We start from the raw sequence: 23,166 nt of genomic DNA, 5'->3' as shown, positions 1-23,166 counted from the left end.
TGTAATGGCCGTGCGACTCCGATCCGGCAAAACACCTTCTCAACAGCTTGGTTCGGCACTTGTGAACGTTGTGCGAGCGTGAAGAAATCCATTGGACTGACGGAGTACGATCTGCGCCGGAATGGCTGAAGACGGGATCGCTGATCCTGGTCGCTTCTGGTGTCGGCTCGCCGTGGCGACGGCGCTCGGCACGGCTGGAGACGTCTGCAAGCAGTCGATCGTCGTCGTGCTGCGCGCGGTTCGCGGATCGTATTGGGGATCGTTCCCCCGCTTATCCTTGGCGTCGTCTGTCTGGCCCTCGGCTCTGGGCTCAGCGCGTTTCGACCAGTCTCTGGCAGCTCGCCATCGTGCGCGGTCTGCTCGTCGGAGCGCTCGACAGCTCGGTCGCTGCCGGACCCCTCACGGCCGATGTCTTCCCCTGGTTCTGGCGCCGCTGCGGCTTGGCCGTCGCGCTGTGCGCATCCGGCAACCATCTGGCGGGCACACTCTGGCCGCCGGTGGTCGAGCATGGGGTTCACGCGTACGGCTGGCGCGCGACGCAGGCCGGCATGGGCCTGTTCCGCCTCGTCGCCATGCTGCGACTCGCGCTGCCGATGCGCGGCCGGCCCGCAAGCTGTGACGACGCGCTCGCCCGGATTCCTCCGAAGTCTCCTCGCCGTGGCCGGCATCGCGTCTGGCGTGGCGATGGCGATGCGGCAGTCACGCGTCTCGCGGATCCAAGGGTTACGATCGCGGATGCTGTCCCGTGCCCGTTCGGCAACCCCAGACCTTCGCGGTCGCGTTCATTGAGGAGCACCCTTGCCGAAGGATGACGCTCCGGTTCATGCGTCGCAGCGATACTGGGTTCGAGGAAGAGCGGCATGCTGTTGTGGGCTTGGTTCGACTCCCTGTCGCTGTTTGATCAGATCGTCATCGTGGCATGCATCGCCGCGGTCCTGTCCGGCATCTACAAGGCCGGCTACAAGCACGGGTTCGCGGCCGGTGCGGCCTCCACCAGGGCCCGATGGAAAATCCCGTGGCCCTGATGCACTGTCGTGTCGTTGGTGTGCCGGGCGTGTCTGACGGTGAAGCGAAGCCGTCTCGAAGGCCGGCGAGAGAGCGGTCTCGCCCTTCTTCTATCGAGCACGAGTGGTGTTGTGAGATGCTCTCAAGGCGGCGAGCCGCCTTGCCGTCAGCGAAGGAAGTTCGGGGGCACAGGCGGGCTCGCATTGAGCAGGGTGATCGTCACCCGTCGGTTCGGCGCGATGTAGGGATTGTCTGGGAAGACTGGCTCCGTGTCGGCGCGTCCAACAACGGAAGCGAAATTGTCGTTGGGAACCCCGGCGCCCGCCAGGATCTCTCGTACGGCGAGCGCACGGCCGGCGGTGAGATTCCACGGTTCGCCCGCCCGCGCCGAGCCCGGGCGCGCGGCCGCCGTGTAGCCGGTGATGGACAGGCGATTGGGCAGCCGGCGCAGAGCGGGCGCGATCGCCTCCAGCACGCGGCGGGTGCGCTCGTAGGGATCGACAGATCCCTCGCGGAACATGGACCGACCGTCCTGGTCCACGAGGGACACGTTGACCCCCTCCTTCGTTTGCTCGATCACGATGTTGCGCGACAGTTCGGCGATGTCAGGCATGTCCTGGAGCGCCTGCCGGAGGCTGGCTATGGCACTGTAGTCAGCCTGCACGGTGGAGGGCGGCTTGCTGGCGTCGAGCTCGTTGGCGCGACCGGGACCGGTCACGCGCGCCCCATCCGCCTGCTGCGCGGAGCCCCGCGCCGCGTCGCGGGGGGTGGACGCCTTGTTGCCTGTCGTGTCCAGGGCGGTGCCGTACATCATTCCGCCCGCGCCGCTGGTTGCAGGGCTCAAGGCCCCCGGCGCGAAATACTCCGCCAAACCGATCTTCTGCTCCTGCGTCGTCATGCTGATCAGCCACATCAGCAGGAAGAACGCCATCATGGCAGTCACGAAGTCCGCGTAGGCGATCTTCCAGGCCCCGCCGTGGTGGGCATGGGCGGCCTTCTTGACCTTCTTGATGATGATCGGCTGGATGGGCGTGGTCATCGTGTCCCTGCCGGAGATCAGGTCAGCTCTGGGCGGGCAGAGCGGCGGTTGCCGCTTCCACTTCGCTGAAGGTCGGACGGACGTCGCTCATCAGGGACTTGCGGGCGAATTCGATCGCCATCACCGGCGGCTGACCGCCGATGTGCGCGAGAAGCCCCGTCTTGAGGGAAAGATAGTATTTGGACTCGGCCTCGAAGAGACTCTTCAGCGACTGCGCCATGGGCCCGAAGAACCCATAGGCGATGAAGACGCCGAAGAAGGTGCCGACCAGCGCACCGCCGATCAGATGTCCCAGCACCTCCGGCGGCTCCTTGATCGCCCCCATCGTCTTGATCACGCCGAGCACGGCGGCGACGATGCCGAGCGCGGGTGTTCCGTCGGCAAGCGACTGCATGGCCGAAACGATGCGCTCCTGCTCCTGGTGGTGCGTCTCCAGTTCCTCATCCATGAGCGCGTCGATCTCGTGGACATTATTGGCGCCGAGCGTCACCATACGCATGTAATCGCAGACGAACTCGACCGCGTGATGATTCGCTGCGAAAGACGGGAAGGCGTTGAAAAGCGCAGAATCTTCCGGGTTCTCGATGTGAGGCTCGATCGCCATCGCACCCTTGGATTTCGCGAGCTTGAACAACGAGTACTGCATCCCCAGCAATTCTACGTAGCTTTGCTGCGTGTATTTGGGGCCCTTCACCAGGGTGCCCAGCATGGCCGGCACGGCCTTGAGCACCGGTCCGGTGTTACCGATGATGAAGGCACCGATCGCCGCACCGAGGATGATCACGAACTCGAACGGCTGCCACAGGACGACCAGATGGCCACCCATCGCCGCGTAGCTGCCGAAGACGCAGGCGAAGACGATCATCGTGCCGACGATCAGCCGCATAATATGCCATCCTTGCGCGGCGCTAGGTTGAGCCCGCGCGAAACCCCCGATGATCTGGCACATCACCGATTATGATTAACGGCGCGTTAGGGCCGCGGTCGGAGCATGTGGAAAGCGCCCCTCCACCGGCCTGAGGCGCGCTGCAACCGCTTCGCGGCACGGGTAGGGACGTATGCAAGCGGACGGCTGGGCGAACCAGGGGCCTGCGGGACGGCCGATCGCGCCGCTGAAGACCTGAACGGTGAATCGGGTCGATGTGCGGAGGGCGCTGAGAGAAAGAGCGCGGCGCTGAACTACCCCGGCTGTCTTGATCGCTCGGTCCCGAAAAACGTTGTCAGAGCCGGGTTCGGCTTCGCGAGTACCGCCGGCGACCAACTATCCCGGATGCGACATAGACGGCTGACCGGTGCAGGAAGCCGTGCGGTAGCCGTCCTGCACCTCTATCGTTCTTCCGAGTCGCGCTCAGCTTGCGTCGGCCGTCCCGTCTCAATCGGTCTTTGTTGATCGACGAAGCATCTGGCCGTTCAGGACGTGCGACGCCTTCGCCCGACGCTGAAGGACAACTGCCCGATCCGTGCGATAGCTCCGGACCGAACGCGAAGGGTGATGCGATCCAAATTCAATCGTTCAAGATGCCCATCGACGGACGAGGACACACGACAGTATCCCGTCAGGCAGCGCTCAGGCGAATCCAACCTGCTACCGCAACCCGAAGTGACCGTATCAGCAAGCCTCGAAGGAGCGCTCCTTCCAGGCCTGCGCCGAGTCTGACTTTTCGGATTGTGGTACGAGAGCGGATCCACTTTGCTTTGAGCAAGACGGGACAGTTTCTGGCGGACAAACCGGTTGGTCAGTCAGCGCTCAGGCCGCAGCCTGCCACTGATCCGCCCGTTGGCGCCGAATCGGTCCGCAGCGCCCCAGGTCGATTCGCTGCGCCGACGCGAAGCTCATCGACGATCAGATGCCCTTCTCTGAGATCTGGTGATCGCGGCATCTGGCACGGCGCGCCTTGCTGCGCGCCTCACCGAGCCTGAGCCTCGCGAAGCACCGCCCGGACCTGCCCCGCCGCTAAGGCCAGTGCCGAATCCTCGACGCGACCATCGTCGTGGTCCGCGGCGAGAGAACCCAGCCTATAGGCGATCCGGTGTTCGACGGCTTGCAACAACTCGCGGGCGGGGTCCGCATCGATCCGCAGCAGCGTCTGCGCGAGATCAAGATACGCACTCCGCAGGAGGCTGAATGCAAAGCGTGTCGCGGCTTCATCCGCGATCGGCGTCATATCGGTCATTGCGTGTTCCTCACTCAAAACACGCTCCCCAGACCGCGGGGCTTATATCGGGTTCCGCGAAGATTGTAAAACCTTTATTTTCTGACACCTGAGGCCAGTTTTTAGCCCAGAAATGCCGGGGAGATTTAACATAAGGCAAGGACCTGGCACCGATCCACTTCGGCACAGCTGAGGGCGTTCGCGCCAGGGCCCGGGTGGCGGCTTCAGCTCCCGCGAGCCCGACCGTCAGACTCAGGGTCGCGCCCTCGATGCGCCGAGAAGCGCGCGCTTGACCAGCGACAGGCGCAATTTTTTCTGACCGTGCATCGAAGAGTTTTTCAGGAGCAGAGTAGTCCGAAGTTGGAGTAGTGTGACACGTCAGGCATGTGCATTCGTGCAATGCCGCAGATATTGGTGCGGTGCAATAAGAACTGCATTCAGATTTACGCCATTCCTGAGCCCCCCTGCTCCGGACGGCGCGTGGACGGCGAACGAGAGTGCGGAAGACGGCGGCTGTGCGGTTCGTCGACGTTCAGGACCTCGGAGAGGATCACGATTTCCATGAGGAAGAACAAGGTCATCTCGGCAGACGAGGCCATCGCGCTGATCCGAGAGAACGACGTCGTGACCACTACGGGCTTCGTCCAGAGCTGCATCCCGGAGTCGCTGCACGCGGCGCTGGAGAAGCGTTTCGTCGACACGGGCTCGCCGCGCGGTCTCACGCTGATCATGACCGCGGGCGCGGGCGACAGCAAAGGCCTCGGGACGGGACGCCTGCACCATGACGGCCTGCTCTCGCGCGTGATAGCCGCCAATTTCGGCCGCATGCCGAAGGTCGCGAAGGCCGCGCAGGAGAACTTGATTCGCGGCTACAACCTGCCCCAGGGCGTCATTTCGCAGCTGTACCGCGCCTGTGCGGCGGGCCAGCCGGGCCTGTTCTCCAAGGTCGGCCTGCAGACCTACGTCGATCCCCGCCACGGCGGCGGCAAGGTCAACGAGCTGACGAGCGAGGATATCGTCAAGCTCGTGGAGGTCGATGGTGAGGAGTGGCTGTTCTACACGGCCACCAAGATCGACGTCGCCTTCATCCGCGCGACCTCGGCGGACCCATCGGGCAACCTGTCCTACGAGAAGGAGGCGCTGACCCTCGACTGCCTCGCCCAGGCGATGGCGGCGCGCAACAATGGCGGGATCGTCATCGCCCAGGTCGAGCGCATCGTGGACGACGGTTACCTGCTGCCGAAGGACGTGCGGGTGCCGGGCATTCTGGTGGATTGCGTGGTTGTCGCCGAGCCCGAGATGCACCGGATGAACTACGGCGTGATGCATGATGCGGCGCTGGCGGGCGAGATCCGCGTGCCGGTCACCGGCATCAAGCGGATGGCCTTGAACGAGCGCAAGATCATCGCCCGGCGCGCCGCCTTCGAGCTGCCGCCGAACGGCGTGGTCAATCTCGGCGTCGGGGCGCCCGAGGGCATCTCGTCGGTGGCCAACGAGGAGAAGATCACCCCCTACATCACGCTCACCACCGAGGCCGGGGCTGTCGGCGGCGTGCTGGCGTCGGGTTCGAGCTTCGGCGCGGCCACCAACGCCGACTGCATCATCGACCAGAACCAGATGTTCGACTTCTACGACGGCGGCGGCCTCGACATGACCTGCCTGGGCATGGCCGAGTGCGACCGGGCGGGGAACGTCAACACGTCGAAATTCGGCGGCAAGCTGAACGGCTGCGGCGGCTTCATCAACATCTCGCAGAACGCCCGCACGGTGGTCTTCGCCGGCACCTTCACGGCCGGCGGCCTGGAGATCGCGGTGCATGACGGTCAGGTCCGCATCGTCAGCGAGGGCAAGGCGCGCAAGTTCGTGACCCAGGTGCAGCAGAACACCTTCTCGGGTCCCTACGCGGTCGAGCGTTCCCAACCGGTCCTCTACGTGACCGAACGCTGCGTGTTCCAGCTCACGGCCGAGGGGCTGGAACTGATCGAGGTCGCGCCCGGCATCGACATCGAGCGCGACATCCTCGCCCACATGGATTTCGCGCCCGTGGTGCGCAACCCGGTGCCGATGGATCCGCGCATTTTCCGCGAAGAGCCGATGGAGCTGATCTCCGACCTGCTCAACCTCGATCTGAAGTCGCGCGTCAGCTACGACGGGGAGCGCAACATCCTCTTCATCAACCTGGAAGGCTGGTACTGCCGGGTGAAGGGCGACATGGATGAGCTGCGCATGACCATCGTGGAGGCCTGCCGCAAGGCCGGCCAGCGGGTCAACGCGGTGATCAACCACGATGGATTCCGGCTCAACGAGAACCTGTTCGATGATTACGCCGGGATGATCCAGTATCTTCAGGCGAACTACTACGCCACGACCACCCGCTACGCGACGAGCGCCTTCCTGCGCCTCAAAATGGAGGAAGCGCTGAACAAGCGCGGCGTCGCGCCCCACGTCTTCGAGCGGAAGGAGGATGCGCACGCCTTCGTCAGCAGCACGGAGGACCGGAAGGCGCGCAAGCGGATCTCCCCTGCCGTGGCATCGGCGGCCTGACCAGGGGTCGGATGCGCGGATCGCGTCGGGCAGATCCTCTGATATAGGCGGTTGACGCCGTCCTCGTCCGAGGCCCCGCCGACGTGCGTCGCGAGGAGCCCCAACCCTGGACCTGCATCCGAGCCCAGAACCGTCGCGCGTTGATCGGCCAGGTGTCCCCCACGTCGACAGGCCCGAGTGGATTGCGCATCACGCGCACGACGCGTTGATCGCCGAGCTGGAGACCTGGCCGAAGCCTGGGCTCGTGAGCCCGGTGGATTCCGGTAGCCACGACGACATGGACGCCGCAACTCTGCGGGCTAGTGCGGCGGCGATCCGCCCGTTCTTCGCGGACCTCGTCGTGGCCGGGGCGCGCGGCGCCGCCATGCCGGAACTCCGGGCGATCGGCCTGCGCGCCGAGGCGGCCATGATGGCCGCGACCGGGGGCGTCAATGCCCACCGCGGCGCCATCTTCTCGCTGGGCTTGGTCTGTGCTGCGGCCGGCGCGAACAGCGGAGGCGTCCGGTCGGCCGAGGCGTACGCGCTCGCCGTCGGCCAACTCTGGGGCGACGCCATTGCCCGTGCGCCGGCCTCGCCGACAAGCCACGGCGGCCGCGCGGCGCGCCGCTACGGGGTGGGCGGCGCCAGCGCGGAGGCGGCGGCCGGATTTCCCACGATCCGCGCCACCGGTCTGCCGGCCCTGCGCCTCGGCCGCGCCCGCGCACCTGCCGATCCGACGGCGGCCCGGGTCGACTGCTTCTTCGCGCTTCTGGCCGTCGTCGATGACACCAACCTCCTGCATCGCGGCGGGGCCGACGGGCTGAGCGCAGCGCGCGCGGCCGCCGCGGCCTTCGTGACGGCGGGAGGGATTGCGGCCGCCGGCTGGCGTGACCGCGCGCTCGACGTTCACCGCGCCTTCGTGGCGGCCCGACTCAGTCCGGGCGGCTGCGCCGATCTCCTGGCGACGACACTATTCCTCGACACCTTTGAGACCGGATCCTGAGCACTGGCCGGATCCCTCAACCTGTCCGGCGGGCCGTTCCGCCGCATGGTTCCGAGCGTCACCGCTCCCCACATGCGCCCTGCCCCTCCCCGATCCCGGTTGCCCAGTGACCTTCGTCAGGATCGCGCTCCTCGCGCTCGCTGCCCTCTTCCTCGTGCCTATCGCCATCTCCGCCACGCTCTACTGGCTGAGGGCCAGCGGAGACTGGCGGCTCGCCGACCGATCGAGCGCGGGCCTGCTCCCACAGGCCCGGGCGAATCCGGAGGCCGTGGTGCGGATCCTGTCGGCCCGCACGGTCAGCTGGCGCGGGATCGTCGCGACACACAGCTGGATCGTCATCAAGGATCGCGACGCGCCGGCCTATCAGCGCTTCGACTACACCGCGTGGGGGCAGCCGATCTGGATCGATCGCTTCGTGCCCGATGGCCGCTGGTTCGGGAATGCCCCCACCGTGATCTTCGCCGCGGACGGGCCGGGCGCTGAGGCGATGCTCCCGCGGATCCGCAAGGCGGTGGCTGAGTACCGCTATGCTCAACCGGGCGACTACGTGGTCTGGCCGGGACCGAATTCGAACACTTTCGTGGCGGCCATCATGGCGGCGGTGCCGGAGATCCGCGCCAGCTTGCCGACGACCGCGATAGGCAAGGATTTTCCCTATGACGGCCGCTGGTTCGGCTCGACCCCGTCGGGCACCGGCATCCGGATCAATCTGGGCGGCTATGCCGGCCTCACGGTCGGCTGGGTTGAGGGGCTCGAACTGAACCTGCTCGGCGGCGTCGCCGGCATCGACCTGCGGCGGCCGGGGATCAAGTTGCCCGCGCTCGGACGGTTCGGGATGTAAGACGGTTTCGCCGACGCCTTCGCCCCGCGCCTCAGTGAACGGCACCGCCTTGCAGCAGCTCGATCGGGGACCCTACCCGTCCTTGTTCTTCCGCGATGACCGCCTAGGGGTTCTCGAAGGCGGAACAGGAGTTATCGGTGCCGCTGCTTGAGGTCTTCACCGAGGCCTCGACGACGGTCCGACACCACAGATGACGGGGTTCGGGTTTGAGCACCGCCTCCTGCCGTTCCGGTTGCGGGTCGGGCGATCCATAAGGCTGGGCACGGACATGTGCGACTGGGCATGATCGGCGGTCGGATTGTGTTTGACGCCGACGTCAGTGACCGGTTGATTCGACTGAGCGGAGCGCCGGGGTCGTGCTGAAGGCCAGCTCAACCGGTGACGAGCGAGATGGCGCGCCGCATCCAGCGCATCTGGGCCTCGACCAAGGAGGGGCTGCGATGCTTGAGGATTGCAGATTTGAGGAGGCTCTTAGGCACCTCCCAGAGCTGAACCGATCCTACCGGGAAATGCGCCACGTCCCCGGCTTTCAGATGATGACGTGTCCCGTCCTGCTCGGTGATGTGCACGTCGCCCTCGAGCACCGTGATGATCTCGTCAGACTGATGGGTCCAGCGGAAGGTGCTCGCCGTCGTGCGCCAGAGATAGACGTCCGCGTCGCCGTCATGGGTTCCGGAGACTGTGGCGATCTCGGTGACGGGATCGCCCGAAACGACCCATTCGGCCGGAATCGGAGACGGAATGAAGGCGGCGGCGCCAGGCCGAATCGCGGTGCTTGCGACGGGCCGGCCGTCTTCGTGCAGCCGGATCTCCACATAGGCGCCCGCGGCGGCCAGTAGCAGGGCGGCACCGACGAGAAACTTCTTCAAAGCCAGCTCCGAAACTCAAGACACAGGGCTCGCCTGGAACAGGAGAACAACGCCTGTTCGCCACCTGCTGAGCTCTAACAGTCTCGCTTGCCATATTCCAGTGGTCTTCACGATCCCGCGAGCTTTTTCCTTAACGGAGCTGTGATCCATCCCGGCTTGAACTTTGTGTTCAAAATTCGAGCTGAGTTTCGACATCAGGCTGGGCGTCCTGGCATCGATGCCATCTGCCACGAACGGCCACGGGGAAGCATCCGTGCTGCCGGAATTGGCGAAGACACGTGCCCGTCGCGACGACCGCGGCGTGTCGATCCTTTTTCTAACCGATGACCGTTCCTGCCGCGCCGTTTCACGTGCGGCCTGTCCCAGGTCGCATGCCACGACGCCTGGCATTGACCCGGACGCCAGATCGATGATTCGGAACGATTAGCCTGGAGGGAAAATCAGTTTTTGAAAGAAACCGACAACGATCAAGCGCATCAAAGCAACGAAATTCTAGAATAGTGTTCCAGTAAAAATAGGATCAGACGGCATCGTTGCAAGCACTCAATCATCTGCTAAGTCGTGCTGTCTCTGACGAACTTTCCGGCCGTACCGATGCGTGTCTCCATCAAAGCTCGGTTGATGCTGCTGCTCGCCATGATGGGGCTGCTCCTCCTCGGCTCCGCGGCGTTGGGAAATTTCGCACTGCACAGCAGCAGAAGCAGTCTACGCACCATCTTTGCAGATCGTGTCCTCTGCCTAAGCCAGATCAGCGAGATCAGAGATTCCTATGAAGCCATCCTCAGGGCCATGCGCCGGGTGATCGGCCGGGAAATCGAGCCGCAGGAGGCCGCCAAAGTCTTCGTCCGGGACCTGTCACGGTCGAAGCAGCTCTGGAACGCCTACAACGCCTCTTACATGACACCTGAGGAGAAGACCGTCGCGTCCGATGTCGATGCCCGTCTCAAGCGCGATGCCGTGATCGTCGAGGATATACTCCGGCGTCTTGAGACGCGGGAAGCGGTCGACTTCGCGGCGGAGCGGATCAAACTGCTCGGCGAGATGGGAGCGACCAGCGTCGGCCTGGCCAAGCTGACGGAGATCCAGGTTCGGGAAGCGAGTGCGGAATATGGCCGCGCGGATGTCCTGGCGGGATGGCTACGGGGCTTCCTCCTCGCGGCACTCGGGCTCGCGACGATCGCCGTCGGGTACGGGCTCTTCATCATCATGGCGAAGGTGACGAGGCCCCTCAAGACAATGACCGCGACCATGTCACGTCTGGCGGCGGGCGACCTCGACGCGCCCGTGGCCGGCACACATCGGCACGATGAGATCGGCGCGATGAGCCGGGCCGTCGAAGTGTTCAAAGGCGCGCTCATCGCCAAGCGCGAGGCCGAGCGCGCGGCCGCCGCCGAGCGGACGGTGAAGGCGCGCCGGGCAGACACGCTGGACCATGCCACGGAGGCGTTCCGCGAGCAGGTCAAGCGCATGATGCAGACCCTGTCGGGCGCCGCGAACGAGATGGAAGCGGCAGCCCGCCTCATGAGCCGCAACGCCGACCAGACCGCCGATCAATCCTCCAACGTGTCGTCTGCGGCCGAGCAGACTTCGGCGAACGTGCAGACCGTCGCCGCGGCGAGCGAGGAGCTGGCGACCTCGATCGGGGCCATCAACGCCCAGATCGCCCATTCCTCGGAGATGGCCGAACGGGCCGCCGCCGACGCCTCCGAGACGAACACCCTCGTCATGGGCCTCGCCGACGGCGCGGAGCGAATCGGGACCGTGGTCAGCCTTATCTCCGGCATCGCTGAGCAGACCAACTTGCTGGCGCTGAACGCCACCATCGAGGCGGCGCGGGCCGGCGAGGCGGGCCGCGGCTTCGCCGTGGTGGCCGCCGAGGTGAAGGACTTGGCATCCCAGACTGCGAAAGCCACGGAGACGATCTCCAGTCAGGTCGCCCACATCCAGGGCCAGACCCAGCAGGCGGTGGACGCCATCCAGGCGATCGCGGCCACCGTCCTGGATCTGCGCTCCATCGCGGTGGGCGTGGCGAGCTCTATGGAGCAGCAGGGTGCTGTGACGCAGGAGATCGTCAGGAACGTCACCGAGGCGGCCGGCGGCACGGAGGCCGTCACGGTCAACATCACCGCCGTCACCCAGGCGGCCAGCGAGACCGGCACCGCCGCCGGTCAGGTGCTCGAAGCCGCGACGGCGCTGTCGCGCCAATCCGACGACCTGCGCGGCGCGGTGACCGCGTTCCTGGCGGCCGTGAAGGCGGCCTGAGCGTTCACGCCGGAGGCCGGTCGGAGGTCGGCGGCGCAGGCTCCGGCAGACGCATCAAGGCCTCTCCCATGCGCAGCCGCGTGCCCTCTCTTAGGGCCGGGCACAGCTCGAAGCCGGCAGGCGCCAGAACCACGATGGTCGAGCCGTGCTCGAACCAGCCCATCTCGGCGCCCTTGGCGAGGCGCGCGGTGCTCGGCAAGGTAGCTCCCCCCGTGGCGCGCAGGCTCAGTCCGTCAGGCAGGAAGCCCAGGCGCAGGCCAGCCACGAGAATGGCCGCGACCGGTACCAGCGTGACGGCGTGCCCGACCTCCGCGACGGCCAGGCGGATGACCGCGCGCTCGTTGCGACAGAACAGGGCCTCGACGCGCTTCAGCGCGATGGGATTCACGTTCCAAGTATCCCCCCAGATGTGCCGGACGGATTGGACCTGCAGATCGTGGGGCGCGTGGAACCGGTGATACATGCCGGCGGTCAGCCGCAGGGTGGCATAGCTGCCGCCCTCGTGGGCGCGCGCCAGAGCCTCGTCGTTGCCGAGGAGTTCGGCCAGCCGGTAGGCCAAGCCCTTGACCTGGAACAGGCGCCCGGCCTCGATCCGGCCATGCGCGCCCAGGATCGCGTCGCAGGGACTCACGAGGATCGCGGGATCTGCCTCCACCGGCCGGGTACCCGGGCGAAGGGCCCGCACGAAGGCGGCATGCAGGCTCGGGAAGCGCGCCTCCCGGGCATCGCTGAGATCGACGTCGCAGAACAGGCGCCAGGTCGCGATCGAGATGTCTCGCACCAGCGGTTGCTCGATGCGGCTGAACCAGCCCATGAAGCGGGTGGCGAGGCGGCGCGGCAAGCGGTTGGTCAGCAGGAAGTTGAGATCCTCCTGGGCGCCGACCCGCGCCAGCATCGTTCGCAGCCGGAATGAAGTGACCGTCATCATGCCGTGAACCGCGTCCGATACGGCGCGGAGTCATGTCCGCGCTCCTTGCCGCCCTGTCCGCCACCGCCGCCGCGCTTGCCCTGCCGCGGGCCGCAGAGCGCCTGCAGCTCTCCCGCGCGAAGCATCCTTCGCTCACCGGACACGCGCGGATGGCCCGGCGCGTCGCCGGCCTGATCCCGCGCTACGCCTATTCGCAGCGCGCCTTCTTCCGATCCGACGATCCGGATGAGACCGTGGCGCTGCGACGGGAGGCCGGCTTCGCGCGGCTCTCGGACCTCTACCGGACCCGCTTCGCCCGGACCCGGGCCGAGACCGAGGCCGTCCGCGACGGCCTGTCGGACCTGCAATTCACCGGCCTCTACCGGGTGCCGTTCCAGTACGCCGAGCACGTGCGCGCGCATCTGTCGGCCGGCGCCTTCGCCGCCTCGTCCGAGGGCGTGACGGTGACGGATCTCGACGGCAACGTGTTCTACGATCTTGCCGGATCCTACGGCGTGAATCTCTTCGGCGTGGATTTCTACCGCGCCTGCCTGACCGAGGGCGCGGCGCGGGTCGCGGCCCTCGGCCCGGTGCTCGGTCCGCTCCACCCGGTGGTGACCGCCAACGTGGCGCGCCTGAAGGCGATTTCCGGTCTCGACGAAGTCTCGTTCCACATGTCGGGGACCGAGGCGGTGATGCAGGCGGTGCGGCTCGCCCGTTATCACACGGGGCGGCGCCGGATCGTGCGCCTCTGCGGCGCCTATCACGGATGGTGGGGCGAGGTGCAGCCCGGCATCGGCAATCCCGTCCCGACCCGCGACACGCTCACGCTGGCGGATCTGTCCGCGCGCACGCTGCAGGTCCTGGGGACCCGCCGCGACGTCGCCTGCGTCCTGGTCAACCCGCTCCAGGCCATGCACCCCAACGCGGGCGCGCCGGCCGATTCCGCACTGGTCGACAGCGGGCGCAAATCGGCCTTCGACCGCGCCGCCTACACGGCCTGGCTGCAAGATCTGCGCGCCGTCTGCAGCGCGCGGGGCATCGTGCTGATCCTCGACGAGGTGTTCCTCGGTTTTCGCCTCGCCCGCGGCGGCGCCCAGGCGTATTTCGGCATCCAGGCGGACATGGTCACCTACGGCAAGACGCTCGGCGGCGGATTGCCGGTGGGGGTCCTGTGCGGGCGGGCCGACCTGATGCGGCGCTACCGGGACGACCGGCCCGTCGACATCTGCTTCGCGCGGGGAACCTTCAACGCTCACCCTTACGTCATGGGCGCCATGGCCGCGTTCCTCGACCGGCTCGACACGCCCGAAGTCGCAAAATTGTACCGGGATCTCGACGCGACCTGGGACGGACGCGCCGCGAGTCTCAACGGCCTCCTGGCCGAATCCGGGCTGCCCGTGCGGGTGGCCACCATGTCCACGGTCTGGACGGTCCTCTACACCAAGCCGTCGCGCTACAATTGGATGCTGCAATTCTACCTGCGTGCAGAAGGGCTGGCCCTGTCCTGGGTCGGCACCGGCCGCCTGATCTTCAGCCTCGCCTACGACGACGCGGCCTTCGAAACTGTCGCGTCGCGATTCGTGGCGGCGGCGCAGGCCATGCGGGCGGATGGCTGGTGGGACGGGGGAGCGGCCAGCGACAAGGTGATCCGCCGGTCGATCCTCCGGGAGATCGCGGCGATCCGCCTGGGCCGGCACGGCGCCCGCTTCGGATTGCGGGCGCCGGACCAGGGTTGAACCCGTTCGTTCCCAGTCGCCGCCTCAGTCCTCGCCTCAGACGCCGCGTTCGTGCGGTTCCCGTTCCTCGACGAGCTTGCCGTGCATGAGCGCCATCGGCGCCTTGTGATAGAGCTTGATGTCGTGGAACGGGTCGGTGAGGATCTTCGCCACCCAGACGAGACCAGTCTGCACGTCGCGCTGGAGGAAGAGCTGCACCATCCGGAATAGCAGGCCTGCCAGCGCCAGCCATAGCCAGATCCAGCCGACGTTTCGGATCAGCTCCGCGGTGCCCTGATGCGGAGAGATCAATCCGAACAGGCTGGGATCGAAGTAGAGTGGCAGCGGCGACAGCGCCCAGATCGCGAGCAGCACAACCTTACGCTGCAGATTGTACCCGACCTTGATCTCCTCCTTGTGCTCGTGCGTCGCCTCGTTGATGTGGTCGTAGCCCTTCGGCTCGAAGAACAGGTGGCCGGCCTGCCGGGAGGTCATCGCCACCAGCCAGCCGATCAGCGCCGCCGTCGCCGGATCCTTGAACGCGAGGGCGTAGGCCACCAGGAAGCTGACCGCACTCAGGACGTGCAAGCTCTGGTTGATTCGGTTGTGGTGATAGTAGCGGTGATCGTCCCAGCGCTGCTCGCGCAGCGCTTCCATGAAGCTCGCCATGTTGTGCGTCCCCGATCGGGTGGTTGTGGGCTGTCTTGCCGGCTCGCTCGCCCTCACGCGTCGCGCTTGCGCAGCCGGACGAGGGAGAAGTGGCCGAGCGGCGGCAGCGCCCGGCGTTCAACGAGCTCGACCGGCGCGTCGGATGCCCAGGCGGCGTAGCGGTCCCAGGCGAATTCGGTCCGCCATCCGAGGCGGCTCGTGACCGGGGCCAGCGCGTGCTCGACAGCCCGGCGCAGCCCGCCTTCCGCACCGATCCGCGTCGTGATGACGATCTCGCCGCCGGGCCGGAGAACCCGGGCGAACTCGTCGAGAGCGGCCTCCGGGTTCGGCACGGCCGTCACCACGTACTGCGCGACGACCACGTCGAAGGCTGCGTCAGGATAGTCGAGGTGCTCCGCGTCCATCACGGCCAGCCGCTCGACGTTGCGCAGACCGAGCCGCGCGACGCGGCGGCGCGCCTTCTCCAGCATGGGCGCCGAGATGTCGATGCCGACGATGCTGCGGGCGCGCCGGTAGGCCGGCAGCGAGAGCCCTGTCCCCACGCCGACCTCCAGGATACGTCCGCCGACCCGCTCCGCCGCCGCCGCCGCGAGCGTGCGCCCCTGCGCGAAGACCGGCCCGAAGACGAGATCGTAGACCGGCGCCCACCGCCCGTAGGCTTTGGCCACACCGTCACGGTCCAGACTAGGGCCGAGCGAGACCGCGCGTGACGAGCCGGTGCCGTGCATTCCGAGGGCCATGCGTTCCATCTCACTGTGTGCCGGGGCGAGTCCGCTGCGGCCGGCGTTGATCGCTGGGTGCAGGGTTGAGGGTGATTTTCGGACCGAACGCCACCCGCACGACGCGGGTCGTCGTCCGAACGATCGCGGCACGGCCGACCATGACAGCGCGGGCCTGGAAGAATGCCGAGGGCTGCTCAGGAGAGACGGGGTGGCGGGCGAAATCGCGCCGCTCTGCATCTCGTGAACCGCACGGCATGCCTCCGCTCAAATCTTTCCGCCGGCAAAGCTATGACTGTCGTTTGACAGGGTTGTGACAGTAAAAGCGAAGCATTTTCAGCGCGTATGCTTCGTTGGCAAAGCATACGCGCAAGATGGATGGCTGAATGGAACAGCGTCAACCGCTCCGCCCTGCCGGGGCCGGCGATGGCGGCGAGGGATTATCGCGGCGTCGGGGGCCACCCTGCGGGCACCCACTGTTCACGACGTTCGAACCAACTTGGTCGTATATCCTCGCCGCGACGCCGCGAATGCGCGATGTTTTGATAACCGGATGTCCGGAGGCCGCGTCTTCGACATCATCTCGCCCTGATATCGACGAGATGTGACCCGGTATCGCCATTCAGCACGGGGCGCGTCGGCGCGCCGGAGGAGCATTGCGCGTGAACGACTTCAAGCGGCGTCAAATCTTCGCGGTGGCGGCTATCGCCGGGCTCGCCTTCAGCGCCGGGCAGGTGCAGGCCGCGCAGTGCGGCAACACCGCTGCGGGCTTCGAGACCTGGAAGCGGCAGTTTGCCGAGGAGGCGCGCGGACGCGCCAGCGCGGCGAGTCTGGCCGCGCTCCAGAACACCAGTTACTCCACCGCCACCATCTCGGCGGATCGTGGCCAGCACAGCTTCAAGCTGTCGCTCGAGCAGTTCCTGGCCAAGCGCGGAGGTCCGGCGATCGTCTCGCGTGGGCGGGCGCTCAAACGGCAGAACGCTGCGCTCTTCGACTCGATCGAGCAGCGCTACGGCGTGCCGCCGGGCCCGCTCCTAGCGATCTGGGGCATGGAGACCGGCTTCGGCGCCGTGCGTGGAAACGTGAACACCCTCTCGGCAGTGGCGACGCTCGCCTATGACTGCCGGCGCTCCGAATATTTCACGGACCAGCTCTACGCGGCACTGACCCTGGTCGATCGTGGCCTCCTGACGGCGAATACCCGTGGCGCAGCCCATGGCGAGGTCGGCCACACGCAGTTCCTGCCGAAGAACGTGCTCACGTACGGCACGGGCGATCTCAACAATGTCGGTGCCGCCCTCTCGTCGACCGCCAACTTCCTGAAGGCGCATGGGTGGCGCGCTGGCGCGGGTTACCAGCCCGGCGAGCCGAACTTCGCCGCCATTCAAGGCTGGAACGCGGCGCCGGTCTATGAGAAGGCGATCGCTCTGCTCGGACGCCAGATCGACAACGACTGAAGATCGCTCGCAGCGAATTGCGGCGAGAAAGATCGGGCACGACAGTAATACGCCCAAAAATGGTCTTGATCGATCCAGGATCGACCATCGCGCCGCCCCACAAATGCCTGCCCCGCCCAGCTGTTTAGGCCCGGGCGGGGCCTGTCCGTCCGTCGTGTCGTCTCTGCTTTGTCCGCGGAGATCGCGACGGTCGGGCGAGCGCCCGCTCTGCGACCAGGAGCGTGGGCACTCGCATGACCATCGATTCCGTGCCGCTGGACGGCCGTGGCACCCGGAGCGCGCGGCGCGCCTGCGTAGCACCTTTGGGAGTGCTGACTGGTGCCATCCTCTTGGCTGCCCTGGGAAGCAACCAGTGGCATTTCCATCAGGATACGCTCGTCTCACTGGAGCGGGTGGAGGCCCGTAGTGCCGACGGCGCAGCGGAGACTGCTGGATCGCCCGCCGAGCGTGACGTTGCCACCGCCGGTCACGAGACGACTGCGCCCGACGTGCCGGCCGTCGACGCTTGGCGCGAGGCCACCGGCGGCCCCCTGTCACGATGGGCTTGGGCCCAGACGGTCTTGCCCGCACTCCCGCCTGACCACGCTGTCGAGGACGAAAGCCGAGCCGGGGTCCAGGAAGAGCCAGAAGCCGGTCGTGAGTTCGAAGCGCAACCAGCCGAGCCGCCGCTTTCCGCGATGATGGTCCCGCTACCGATCCCGCGGCCGCCCGAGTTCCGCGGTCCGGGCGCGGCGGCCACGGCCCGCCGAGCCGAGCGGCGGATGTCGCGGCGCGAGCTGCCGCCTGCCCAACCGACTGCGCCCGCGGTCGACGACCGCTCGTTCCTGGAGAAGTTCTTCGGTATCGAGCGCGCCCCCGCGCTCGCTTACACCGCCCTTGAAAGCAAGCCCATCGACGTTGCCCCGCAGCGCCGCATCACGCCGCCGCTTCCAATGGCCCGGGAGCCCGGCGCGACGGCCGGCATCGCCGTCTACAACATCGCCGCCCGAACCGTGACGCTCCCGAACGGCGAGCGTCTCGAAGCGCATTCCGGCCTCGGCGAAGGACTGGATGAGCCGCGCCTCGTCAATGTCCGGATGCGCGGCCCGACGCCGCCCGGGACCTACGATCTCACCGAACGAGAGGCGCTGTTCCACGGCGTTCGCGCCATCCGCCTCACACCGGTCGGCGGCTCTGAGGCCGTCTACGGCCGCGTCGGGCTTCTGGCGCATACCTACATGCTCGGCCCGCGGGGCGATTCGAATGGGTGCGTCTCATTCCGCGACTACAACCGCTTCCTCGAGGCCTTTCTCCGCGGCGAAGTCCAGCGCCTCGTCGTCGTGAGCGGCTCTCAGGATCCACTGCCGGCCCTTGCGGCTGGCACGGTCACGACCCGGATGGCTCGCAACGGTAGCTGAGGCTTCGCGGCCTCGGACCGTTGCCTGCGCAATATCGACCAGACCTCCAGGCGCGACACGGTCCGGAGCGCGAACGCCCCACCGCGACCGCTCCTGCCCGGAACCCGCCAACGTCGGGCAAGCATCTCCCGGTTGGCGCTGTCGTCCGCGCTACACGTCCAGATTCGCGACGCTGAGCGCGTTCTCCTGGATAAACTCCCGCCGCGGCTCGACGACGTCGCCCATCAGCTTGACGAAGAGATCGTCGGCGTCGGTGACGTCCTTGACCTTCACCTGCAGCAGCGAACGCACGTCCCGGTCGAGGGTGGTCTCCCACAACTGCTGGGCGGTCATCTCGCCGAGGCCCTTGTAACGCTGGAGCTGCAGGCCCTTGCGGCCGAAAGCCATGACCGCCTCGAACAGGGCGACCGGGCCGTGCAGCACCGTCTCGTCGGCCTTCCGCATCAGCGTCGCGGGCTCGCCGTAGATCTCCCGGAACGCGTCGGCCCGTTCGGCGAGGCGGCGGGCCTCTTGCGACGTGATGAGCCCGGCATCGAGCGTCGCCACCTGGCGCACGCCACGCAGTGTCCGGCTCAGGCGATAGCCGCCCTCGAAGGCCTCGCCTGACCAGCCCTGTTCGATCTCGTCCGCGATGGCATCGAGCCGGCGGGCTGTCATGTCGGCGAGAACCTCCGCCTCACCTGGGCGGGAGGCGGCTTCGGGATCGAACGCTCCGGCCAGGACCGCCTGCTCGACGACGGTGCGGTCGTAGCGGGTGTGCAGACCCTGCAGGATGCTCCGGAAGGTGCGAGCCTCCTCGACAAGGCTCTTGAGTTGCGGCCCGGTGAACTCGGCGCCCGTTGAGAGGCGCAGAACTGCGCCCTCCGTGCCCTGGTCGATGAGGTAATCCTCGAGGGCGCGCTCGTCCTTGAGGTAGATCGCCCGGCGGCCCCGCTCGGCCTTGTAGAGAGGCGGCTGCGCGATGAAGAGGTGGCCGCGCTCGATCAATTCCGGCATTTGGCGGAAGAAGAAGGTCAGCAGCAACGTCCGGATGTGCGACCCATCCACGTCCGCGTCGGTCATGATGATGATGCGGTGGTACCGCAGCTTCTCGGGATTGAAGCCTTCCCGGTCCGTCGACGAACGACCGATCCCGGCGCCCAGTGCCGTGATCAGCGTGCCGATCTCGGCCGAGGACAGCATCCGGTCTGCGCGCACACGTTCGACGTTGAGGATTTTGCCGCGCAGCGGCAGCACCGCCTGGAACGTCCGGTCGCGGCCCTGCTTGGCCGAGCCGCCGGCGGAATCACCCTCCACCAGAAGGATCTCGCACTTGGTCGGGTCGCGCTCCTGGCAGTCGGCGAGCTTGCCGGGCAGCGAGGCGATGTCGAGCGCGCCCTTGCGGGTCACGGTCTCGCGGGCCTTGCGGGCCGCCTCGCGGGCCGAAGCGGCGAGCACCACTTTGCCCATGACGGAACGGGCCTGCGAGGGATTCTCCTCAAGCCACGTGGAGAGACCCTCGTTCAGGACGTTCTCCACCGCCGGCCGCACCTCGGACGAGACGAGCTTGTCCTTGGTCTGCGAGGAGAATTTCGGGTCCGGCACCTGCACTGAAATCACCGCGGTCAGCCCCTCGCGACAATCCTCGCCCGTGAGCGACACCTTCTCTTTCTTGGAGATGCCCGAGGAGTCGGCGTAGCCGGTGATCTGCCGGGTCAGGGCGGCGCGGAAGCCCGCCATGTGCGTGCCGCCGTCGCGCTGCGGGATGTTGTTGGTGAACGGCAGGACCGTCTCGTTGAACGAATCGTTCCACCAGAAAGCCACCTCGACGCGAATGCCGTCGCGCTCCGACCGGACGACCACCGGGCTCACCATGCCGTCGATCGGCTTGCGCGAGCGATCGAGGTAGCGGACGAAGGCCTCGATCCCTCCCTCGTAGTAGAGTTCCTCGCGCTTCTTCTCGGCGTGGCGCGCGTCGGTCAGGACGATGCGCACACCCGAATTCAGGAAGGCGAGCTCGCGCAGGCGCTTCTCCAGCGTCGCGTAGTCGAACTCGATCATCGTGAAGGTGCCGGTGGAGGGCAGGAAGGTCACTTCCGTGCCGCGCCGGCCGCTGCCGGGCCCGACGATGGTGAGGGGCGCCACGGCGTCGCCGTGGCGGAACTCCATGGCGTGCTCCGTGTCATTGCGCCAGATGCGCAGGCGCAGCCACGACGACAAAGCGTTCACCACCGACACGCCGACGCCGTGGAGGCCGCCGGAGACCTTGTAGGAGTTCTGGTCGAATTTTCCGCCCGCGTGCAGCTGGGTCATGATGACCTCGGCCGCCGAGACGCCCTCCTCTTTGTGGATGTCCACCGGGATGCCGCGGCCGTTGTCGGTGACGGTGCAGGAGCCGTCGGTGTTGAGGGTCACCGTCACGAGATCGGCGTGGCCGGCCAGGGCCTCGTCGATGGCGTTGTCCACGACCTCGTACACCATGTGGTGGAGGCCGGAGCCGTCGTCCGTATCGCCGATATACATGCCGGGCCGCTTCCGGACGGCGTCGAGGCCCTTCAGTACGCGGATCGATTCCGCGCCGTAGTCGGCGTGCTCGCTCTGGGGGGTATCGGACATGAACTTCCTCGGGCAGACGGGTCTGTACGCGACGGAGGGACTCGCGCCGTCGGGCGCCCACGCCTGCGCTCTCGCTTGGTCCGCCTGATATAGGGGTTCCGCGTTGAGAATGCACGATTTTACGGGCTCGCGCCGGGCCCGAGCCTCGCTTTTCTGCAGCGGCCGGCTTAACGCCGCGTTAGTCCTGGATCCCGCCCGCGCTGGCCGCATCCAGCCGAGCGATCGCGTCCGCCGGGAGCATCAGCCGCGCCGCGCCGAGCAGCTCGTCGAGCTGGGCCACCGAGGTGGCGCTGGCGATGGGGGCGGTGATGCCCGGGCGGGCGATGATCCAGGCGAGCGCCACCTGCGCGGGGCTCGCGCCCGCGGCCGCGGCGACAGAATCCAGCACGTCGAGCAGCGCGAGGCCGCGCGGGGTGATGTATTTGGCGACGCGGTTCTCCCTGGGCCGGCCCGCAGCGTCCTGAGTCGACCGGTACTTGCCGGTCAGGAAGCCCGCGGCGAGCGAGAAGTAGCCGATCACGCCGAGCTCCTCGGCCCGGCACAGCGGCGCCAACTCGGTCTCGAAGCCGCGCTCAGCGAGGCTGTAGTCGGGCTGAAGACACGCGTAGCGCGGGAGACCGGCCGAGATTGATACCTCGAGCGCCTCAGCCAGCCGCGCCGCGCTGTAGTTCGACGCGCCGATGAACCGGACCTTCCCGGCAGCAATCAGCCGCTCGTGGGCCCGCAGGGTCTCTTCCAGCGGAACCTCGGGGTCGTCGAGGTGCGACTGGTACAGATCGATCCTGTCGGTCTGCAGCCTCCGCAGCGAAGCCTCGCAGGCCCGCTCGATATGCCGCGCCGACAGGCCCTTTCCAGCCTCGCCCAGGTCCATGCCGACCTTGGTGGCGAGCACGATCTTCTCGCGTGCGCCCGGCCTGGCCGCGAACCAGCGGCCGATGACCGCCTCGGACTCGCCTCCGGCGTGTCCCGGGGCCCAGCGCGAGTACGCGTCGGCGGTGTCAATAAAATCGAAGCCGCGCTCAATGAACCGGTCGAGGATCGCGAAGGAGGTGGCTTCGTCGGCGGTCCAGCCGAAGACGTTGCCGCCGAGGCAGAAGGGCGCGACCGTAAGATCGGAGCGGCCGACGCGGCGCTTGTCCATGGGGCAATCCTTTCGGGGCGTGTGGCGGAACGAAGGGTGCCATCCCCGTTCCGAAGACTTGGTCCTGGATCGCCCGACACGGGGTTCCGGGCTTCCAAGATGCGCGGCATTCCGTGCGTGCGGCACGCACGAGGGTCAGCCTGCGGGGCTCAATCCTGCAGGAAGGGGTTCGACACGCGCTCCTCGCCGAGCGTGCCGGTCGGGCCGTGGCCCGGGATGAAGGCGATGTCGTCGCCGAGCGGCAGGACCTTCTCCTTGATGGCCCGGATCAGCTGATCGTGGTTACCGCCCGGCAGGTCGGTGCGGCCGACCGAACCCTTGAACACCACGTCGCCCACCAGCGCGAACCGCGCGTCACGGCTCACGAAGACCACGCTGCCGGGCGAGTGCCCCGGGCAGTGGAGGATGTCGAAGCCGAGCCCCCCCACCGTTACGGCATCGCCCTCGTCGAGCCAGCGGTCGGGTGTCACCGGACGGGCTTCGCCGAGGCCGTAATTCGCCGCCGTCTCCGGAAGAGAGTCGAGGAGGAACTTGTCGGCCTGGTGCGGGCCCTCGATCGGCACGCCGAGGCGTTCCCGCAATTCGTCGGCGCCCGCGGCGTGGTCGACATGGCCGTGAGTCAGCAGGATCTTCTCCACCTGGACGCCCTGCTCGCGGATCGCGGCCTCGATCCGGTCGAGGTCTCCGCCCGGATCGACCACCGCGCCGACCTTGGTGGCATCGTCCCAGATCAGGGTGCAGTTCTGCTGGAAGGGCGTGACCGGGATGATCCCGGCGCGGGGCGTTCCTGGCATTGCTTACTCGGTGTGGCGGGCGCCCGGCAGGCGCGGATCCCCCTCGTTTAGCGCGATCGGCGGCACTGCACACC

19 protein-coding genes are annotated in these 23,166 nt (G+C 67.1%); 9 read left to right on the top strand and 10 right to left on the bottom strand.

The features are described from left to right. Nucleotides 1–347: 347 nt before the first annotated feature. Nucleotides 348–812: a hypothetical protein gene (locus tag ACLBX9_RS01765; RefSeq protein ID WP_447717680.1), complete on the top strand. Its 465-nt coding sequence runs from the start codon at nucleotides 348–350 to the stop codon at nucleotides 810–812. 48 nt (nucleotides 813–860) lie between these two features. Further along, on the top strand, nucleotides 861–1,025 hold the full coding sequence (locus ACLBX9_RS01760) for a hypothetical protein (RefSeq protein WP_010682380.1): 165 nt from the start codon (nucleotides 861–863) through the stop codon (nucleotides 1,023–1,025). Between the two features lie 146 nt (nucleotides 1,026–1,171). Here the strand turns inward: ACLBX9_RS01760 and ACLBX9_RS01755 are convergent, their stop codons facing one another. From ACLBX9_RS01755 to ACLBX9_RS01745, 3 genes are all read right to left on the bottom strand, one after another. Beyond that, nucleotides 1,172–2,044, bottom strand: coding sequence for a flagellar motor protein MotB (locus tag ACLBX9_RS01755; RefSeq protein ID WP_010682381.1), 873 nt, complete (start codon nucleotides 2,042–2,044; stop codon nucleotides 1,172–1,174). Between the two features lie 22 nt (nucleotides 2,045–2,066). Continuing rightward, the gene (motA, locus tag ACLBX9_RS01750; protein WP_010682382.1) at nucleotides 2,067–2,930 is read right to left on the bottom strand and encodes a flagellar motor stator protein MotA; all 864 of its coding nucleotides are present in this window, start codon (nucleotides 2,928–2,930) and stop codon (nucleotides 2,067–2,069) included. 1,021 nt (nucleotides 2,931–3,951) lie between these two features. Continuing rightward, nucleotides 3,952–4,218, bottom strand: coding sequence for a hypothetical protein (locus ACLBX9_RS01745; RefSeq protein ID WP_447717679.1), 267 nt, complete (start codon nucleotides 4,216–4,218; stop codon nucleotides 3,952–3,954). A gap of 540 nt (nucleotides 4,219–4,758) precedes the next feature. Between ACLBX9_RS01745 and ACLBX9_RS01740 the strand changes: the two genes are divergently transcribed. From ACLBX9_RS01740 to ACLBX9_RS01730, 3 genes are all read left to right on the top strand, one after another. Then, nucleotides 4,759–6,741 (top strand): acyl CoA:acetate/3-ketoacid CoA transferase, encoded by a 1,983-nt coding sequence (locus ACLBX9_RS01740; protein ID WP_010682384.1) that lies wholly within the window; start codon nucleotides 4,759–4,761, stop codon nucleotides 6,739–6,741. A 112-nt stretch (nucleotides 6,742–6,853) separates the two neighbouring features. Beyond that, a complete protein-coding gene (mdcB, locus tag ACLBX9_RS01735; protein WP_447717691.1) occupies nucleotides 6,854–7,723 on the top strand; it encodes a triphosphoribosyl-dephospho-CoA synthase MdcB in 870 nt (289 codons plus the stop codon). Between the two features lie 106 nt (nucleotides 7,724–7,829). Further along, nucleotides 7,830–8,564 (top strand): DUF3750 domain-containing protein, encoded by a 735-nt coding sequence (locus ACLBX9_RS01730; RefSeq protein WP_447717678.1) that lies wholly within the window; start codon nucleotides 7,830–7,832, stop codon nucleotides 8,562–8,564. A gap of 371 nt (nucleotides 8,565–8,935) precedes the next feature. Here the strand turns inward: ACLBX9_RS01730 and ACLBX9_RS01725 are convergent, their stop codons facing one another. Next, on the bottom strand, nucleotides 8,936–9,433 hold the full coding sequence (locus tag ACLBX9_RS01725) for a cupin domain-containing protein (RefSeq protein ID WP_010682387.1): 498 nt from the start codon (nucleotides 9,431–9,433) through the stop codon (nucleotides 8,936–8,938). A 594-nt stretch (nucleotides 9,434–10,027) separates the two neighbouring features. Here ACLBX9_RS01725 and ACLBX9_RS01720 point away from each other — a divergent pair. After that, nucleotides 10,028–11,695: a methyl-accepting chemotaxis protein gene (locus ACLBX9_RS01720; RefSeq protein ID WP_447717677.1), complete on the top strand. Its 1,668-nt coding sequence runs from the start codon at nucleotides 10,028–10,030 to the stop codon at nucleotides 11,693–11,695. A gap of 4 nt (nucleotides 11,696–11,699) precedes the next feature. Here the strand turns inward: ACLBX9_RS01720 and asd are convergent, their stop codons facing one another. Then, the gene (gene asd, locus ACLBX9_RS01715; protein WP_447717676.1) at nucleotides 11,700–12,623 is read right to left on the bottom strand and encodes an archaetidylserine decarboxylase; all 924 of its coding nucleotides are present in this window, start codon (nucleotides 12,621–12,623) and stop codon (nucleotides 11,700–11,702) included. Between the two features lie 32 nt (nucleotides 12,624–12,655). Between asd and ACLBX9_RS01710 the strand changes: the two genes are divergently transcribed. Next, entirely contained in the window at nucleotides 12,656–14,341 is a 1,686-nt protein-coding gene (locus ACLBX9_RS01710; RefSeq protein WP_447717675.1) for an aminotransferase class III-fold pyridoxal phosphate-dependent enzyme, read from the top strand. A 36-nt stretch (nucleotides 14,342–14,377) separates the two neighbouring features. On the opposite strand, the gene ACLBX9_RS01705 is transcribed toward ACLBX9_RS01710, so the two are convergent. Then, nucleotides 14,378–14,989 carry a hypothetical protein gene (locus ACLBX9_RS01705; protein WP_447717674.1) on the bottom strand — a complete coding sequence of 204 codons (612 nt, stop codon included), beginning with the start codon at nucleotides 14,987–14,989 and terminating at the stop codon, nucleotides 14,378–14,380. Nucleotides 14,990–15,042: 53 nt separating this feature from the next. Further along, nucleotides 15,043–15,729, bottom strand: a complete 687-nt coding sequence (locus ACLBX9_RS01700) for a class I SAM-dependent methyltransferase (protein ID WP_051072115.1) — start codon at nucleotides 15,727–15,729, stop codon at nucleotides 15,043–15,045. Nucleotides 15,730–16,370: 641 nt separating this feature from the next. On the opposite strand from ACLBX9_RS01700, the gene ACLBX9_RS01695 reads away from it, so the two are divergent. Beyond that, nucleotides 16,371–17,165, top strand: a complete 795-nt coding sequence (locus tag ACLBX9_RS01695; RefSeq protein ID WP_010682393.1) for a lytic murein transglycosylase — start codon at nucleotides 16,371–16,373, stop codon at nucleotides 17,163–17,165. A gap of 233 nt (nucleotides 17,166–17,398) precedes the next feature. Continuing rightward, nucleotides 17,399–18,562, top strand: a complete 1,164-nt coding sequence (locus tag ACLBX9_RS01690) for a DUF2778 domain-containing protein (RefSeq protein WP_447717673.1) — start codon at nucleotides 17,399–17,401, stop codon at nucleotides 18,560–18,562. Nucleotides 18,563–18,712: 150 nt separating this feature from the next. Here the strand turns inward: ACLBX9_RS01690 and gyrB are convergent, their stop codons facing one another. The 3 genes from gyrB to ACLBX9_RS01675 all read right to left on the bottom strand — a co-directional run bounded on the left by gyrB (nucleotide 18,713) and on the right by ACLBX9_RS01675 (nucleotide 23,092). Continuing rightward, entirely contained in the window at nucleotides 18,713–21,157 is a 2,445-nt protein-coding gene (gene gyrB / locus ACLBX9_RS01685; RefSeq protein ID WP_447717672.1) for a DNA topoisomerase (ATP-hydrolyzing) subunit B, read from the bottom strand. A 178-nt stretch (nucleotides 21,158–21,335) separates the two neighbouring features. Further along, nucleotides 21,336–22,298: an aldo/keto reductase gene (locus ACLBX9_RS01680; protein ID WP_447717671.1), complete on the bottom strand. Its 963-nt coding sequence runs from the start codon at nucleotides 22,296–22,298 to the stop codon at nucleotides 21,336–21,338. A gap of 149 nt (nucleotides 22,299–22,447) precedes the next feature. Then, entirely contained in the window at nucleotides 22,448–23,092 is a 645-nt protein-coding gene (locus ACLBX9_RS01675; protein WP_447717670.1) for an MBL fold metallo-hydrolase, read from the bottom strand. Nucleotides 23,093–23,166: the final 74 nt, after the last annotated feature.

It is taken from the genome of Methylobacterium sp. A49B (genome assembly GCF_053346215.1).
The sequence above is the reverse complement of the archived record's forward strand: the minus strand, read 5'-3'. Positions and strand labels throughout refer to the sequence as shown.

Excerpts from the sequence above, each read along its gene's own strand:
- ACLBX9_RS01760 (WP_010682380.1), top strand. The coding sequence starts at position 861 with ATGCTGTTGTGGGCTTGGTTCGACTCCCTGTCGCTGTTTGATCAGATC.
- ACLBX9_RS01755 (WP_010682381.1), bottom strand. The coding sequence starts at position 2,044 with ATGACCACGCCCATCCAGCCGATCATCATCAAGAAGGTCAAGAAGGCC.
- motA (WP_010682382.1), bottom strand. The coding sequence starts at position 2,930 with ATGCGGCTGATCGTCGGCACGATGATCGTCTTCGCCTGCGTCTTCGGC.
- ACLBX9_RS01745 (WP_447717679.1), bottom strand. The coding sequence starts at position 4,218 with ATGACCGATATGACGCCGATCGCGGATGAAGCCGCGACACGCTTTGCA.
- ACLBX9_RS01740 (WP_010682384.1), top strand. The coding sequence starts at position 4,759 with ATGAGGAAGAACAAGGTCATCTCGGCAGACGAGGCCATCGCGCTGATC.
- ACLBX9_RS01720 (WP_447717677.1), top strand. The coding sequence starts at position 10,028 with ATGCGTGTCTCCATCAAAGCTCGGTTGATGCTGCTGCTCGCCATGATG.
- asd (WP_447717676.1), bottom strand. The coding sequence starts at position 12,623 with ATGATGACGGTCACTTCATTCCGGCTGCGAACGATGCTGGCGCGGGTC.
- ACLBX9_RS01710 (WP_447717675.1), top strand. The coding sequence starts at position 12,656 with ATGTCCGCGCTCCTTGCCGCCCTGTCCGCCACCGCCGCCGCGCTTGCC.
- ACLBX9_RS01705 (WP_447717674.1), bottom strand. The coding sequence starts at position 14,989 with ATGGCGAGCTTCATGGAAGCGCTGCGCGAGCAGCGCTGGGACGATCAC.
- ACLBX9_RS01700 (WP_051072115.1), bottom strand. The coding sequence starts at position 15,729 with ATGGCCCTCGGAATGCACGGCACCGGCTCGTCACGCGCGGTCTCGCTC.
- ACLBX9_RS01690 (WP_447717673.1), top strand. The coding sequence starts at position 17,399 with ATGACCATCGATTCCGTGCCGCTGGACGGCCGTGGCACCCGGAGCGCG.
- gyrB (WP_447717672.1), bottom strand. The coding sequence starts at position 21,157 with ATGTCCGATACCCCCCAGAGCGAGCACGCCGACTACGGCGCGGAATCG.
- ACLBX9_RS01680 (WP_447717671.1), bottom strand. The coding sequence starts at position 22,298 with ATGGACAAGCGCCGCGTCGGCCGCTCCGATCTTACGGTCGCGCCCTTC.
- ACLBX9_RS01675 (WP_447717670.1), bottom strand. The coding sequence starts at position 23,092 with ATGCCAGGAACGCCCCGCGCCGGGATCATCCCGGTCACGCCCTTCCAG.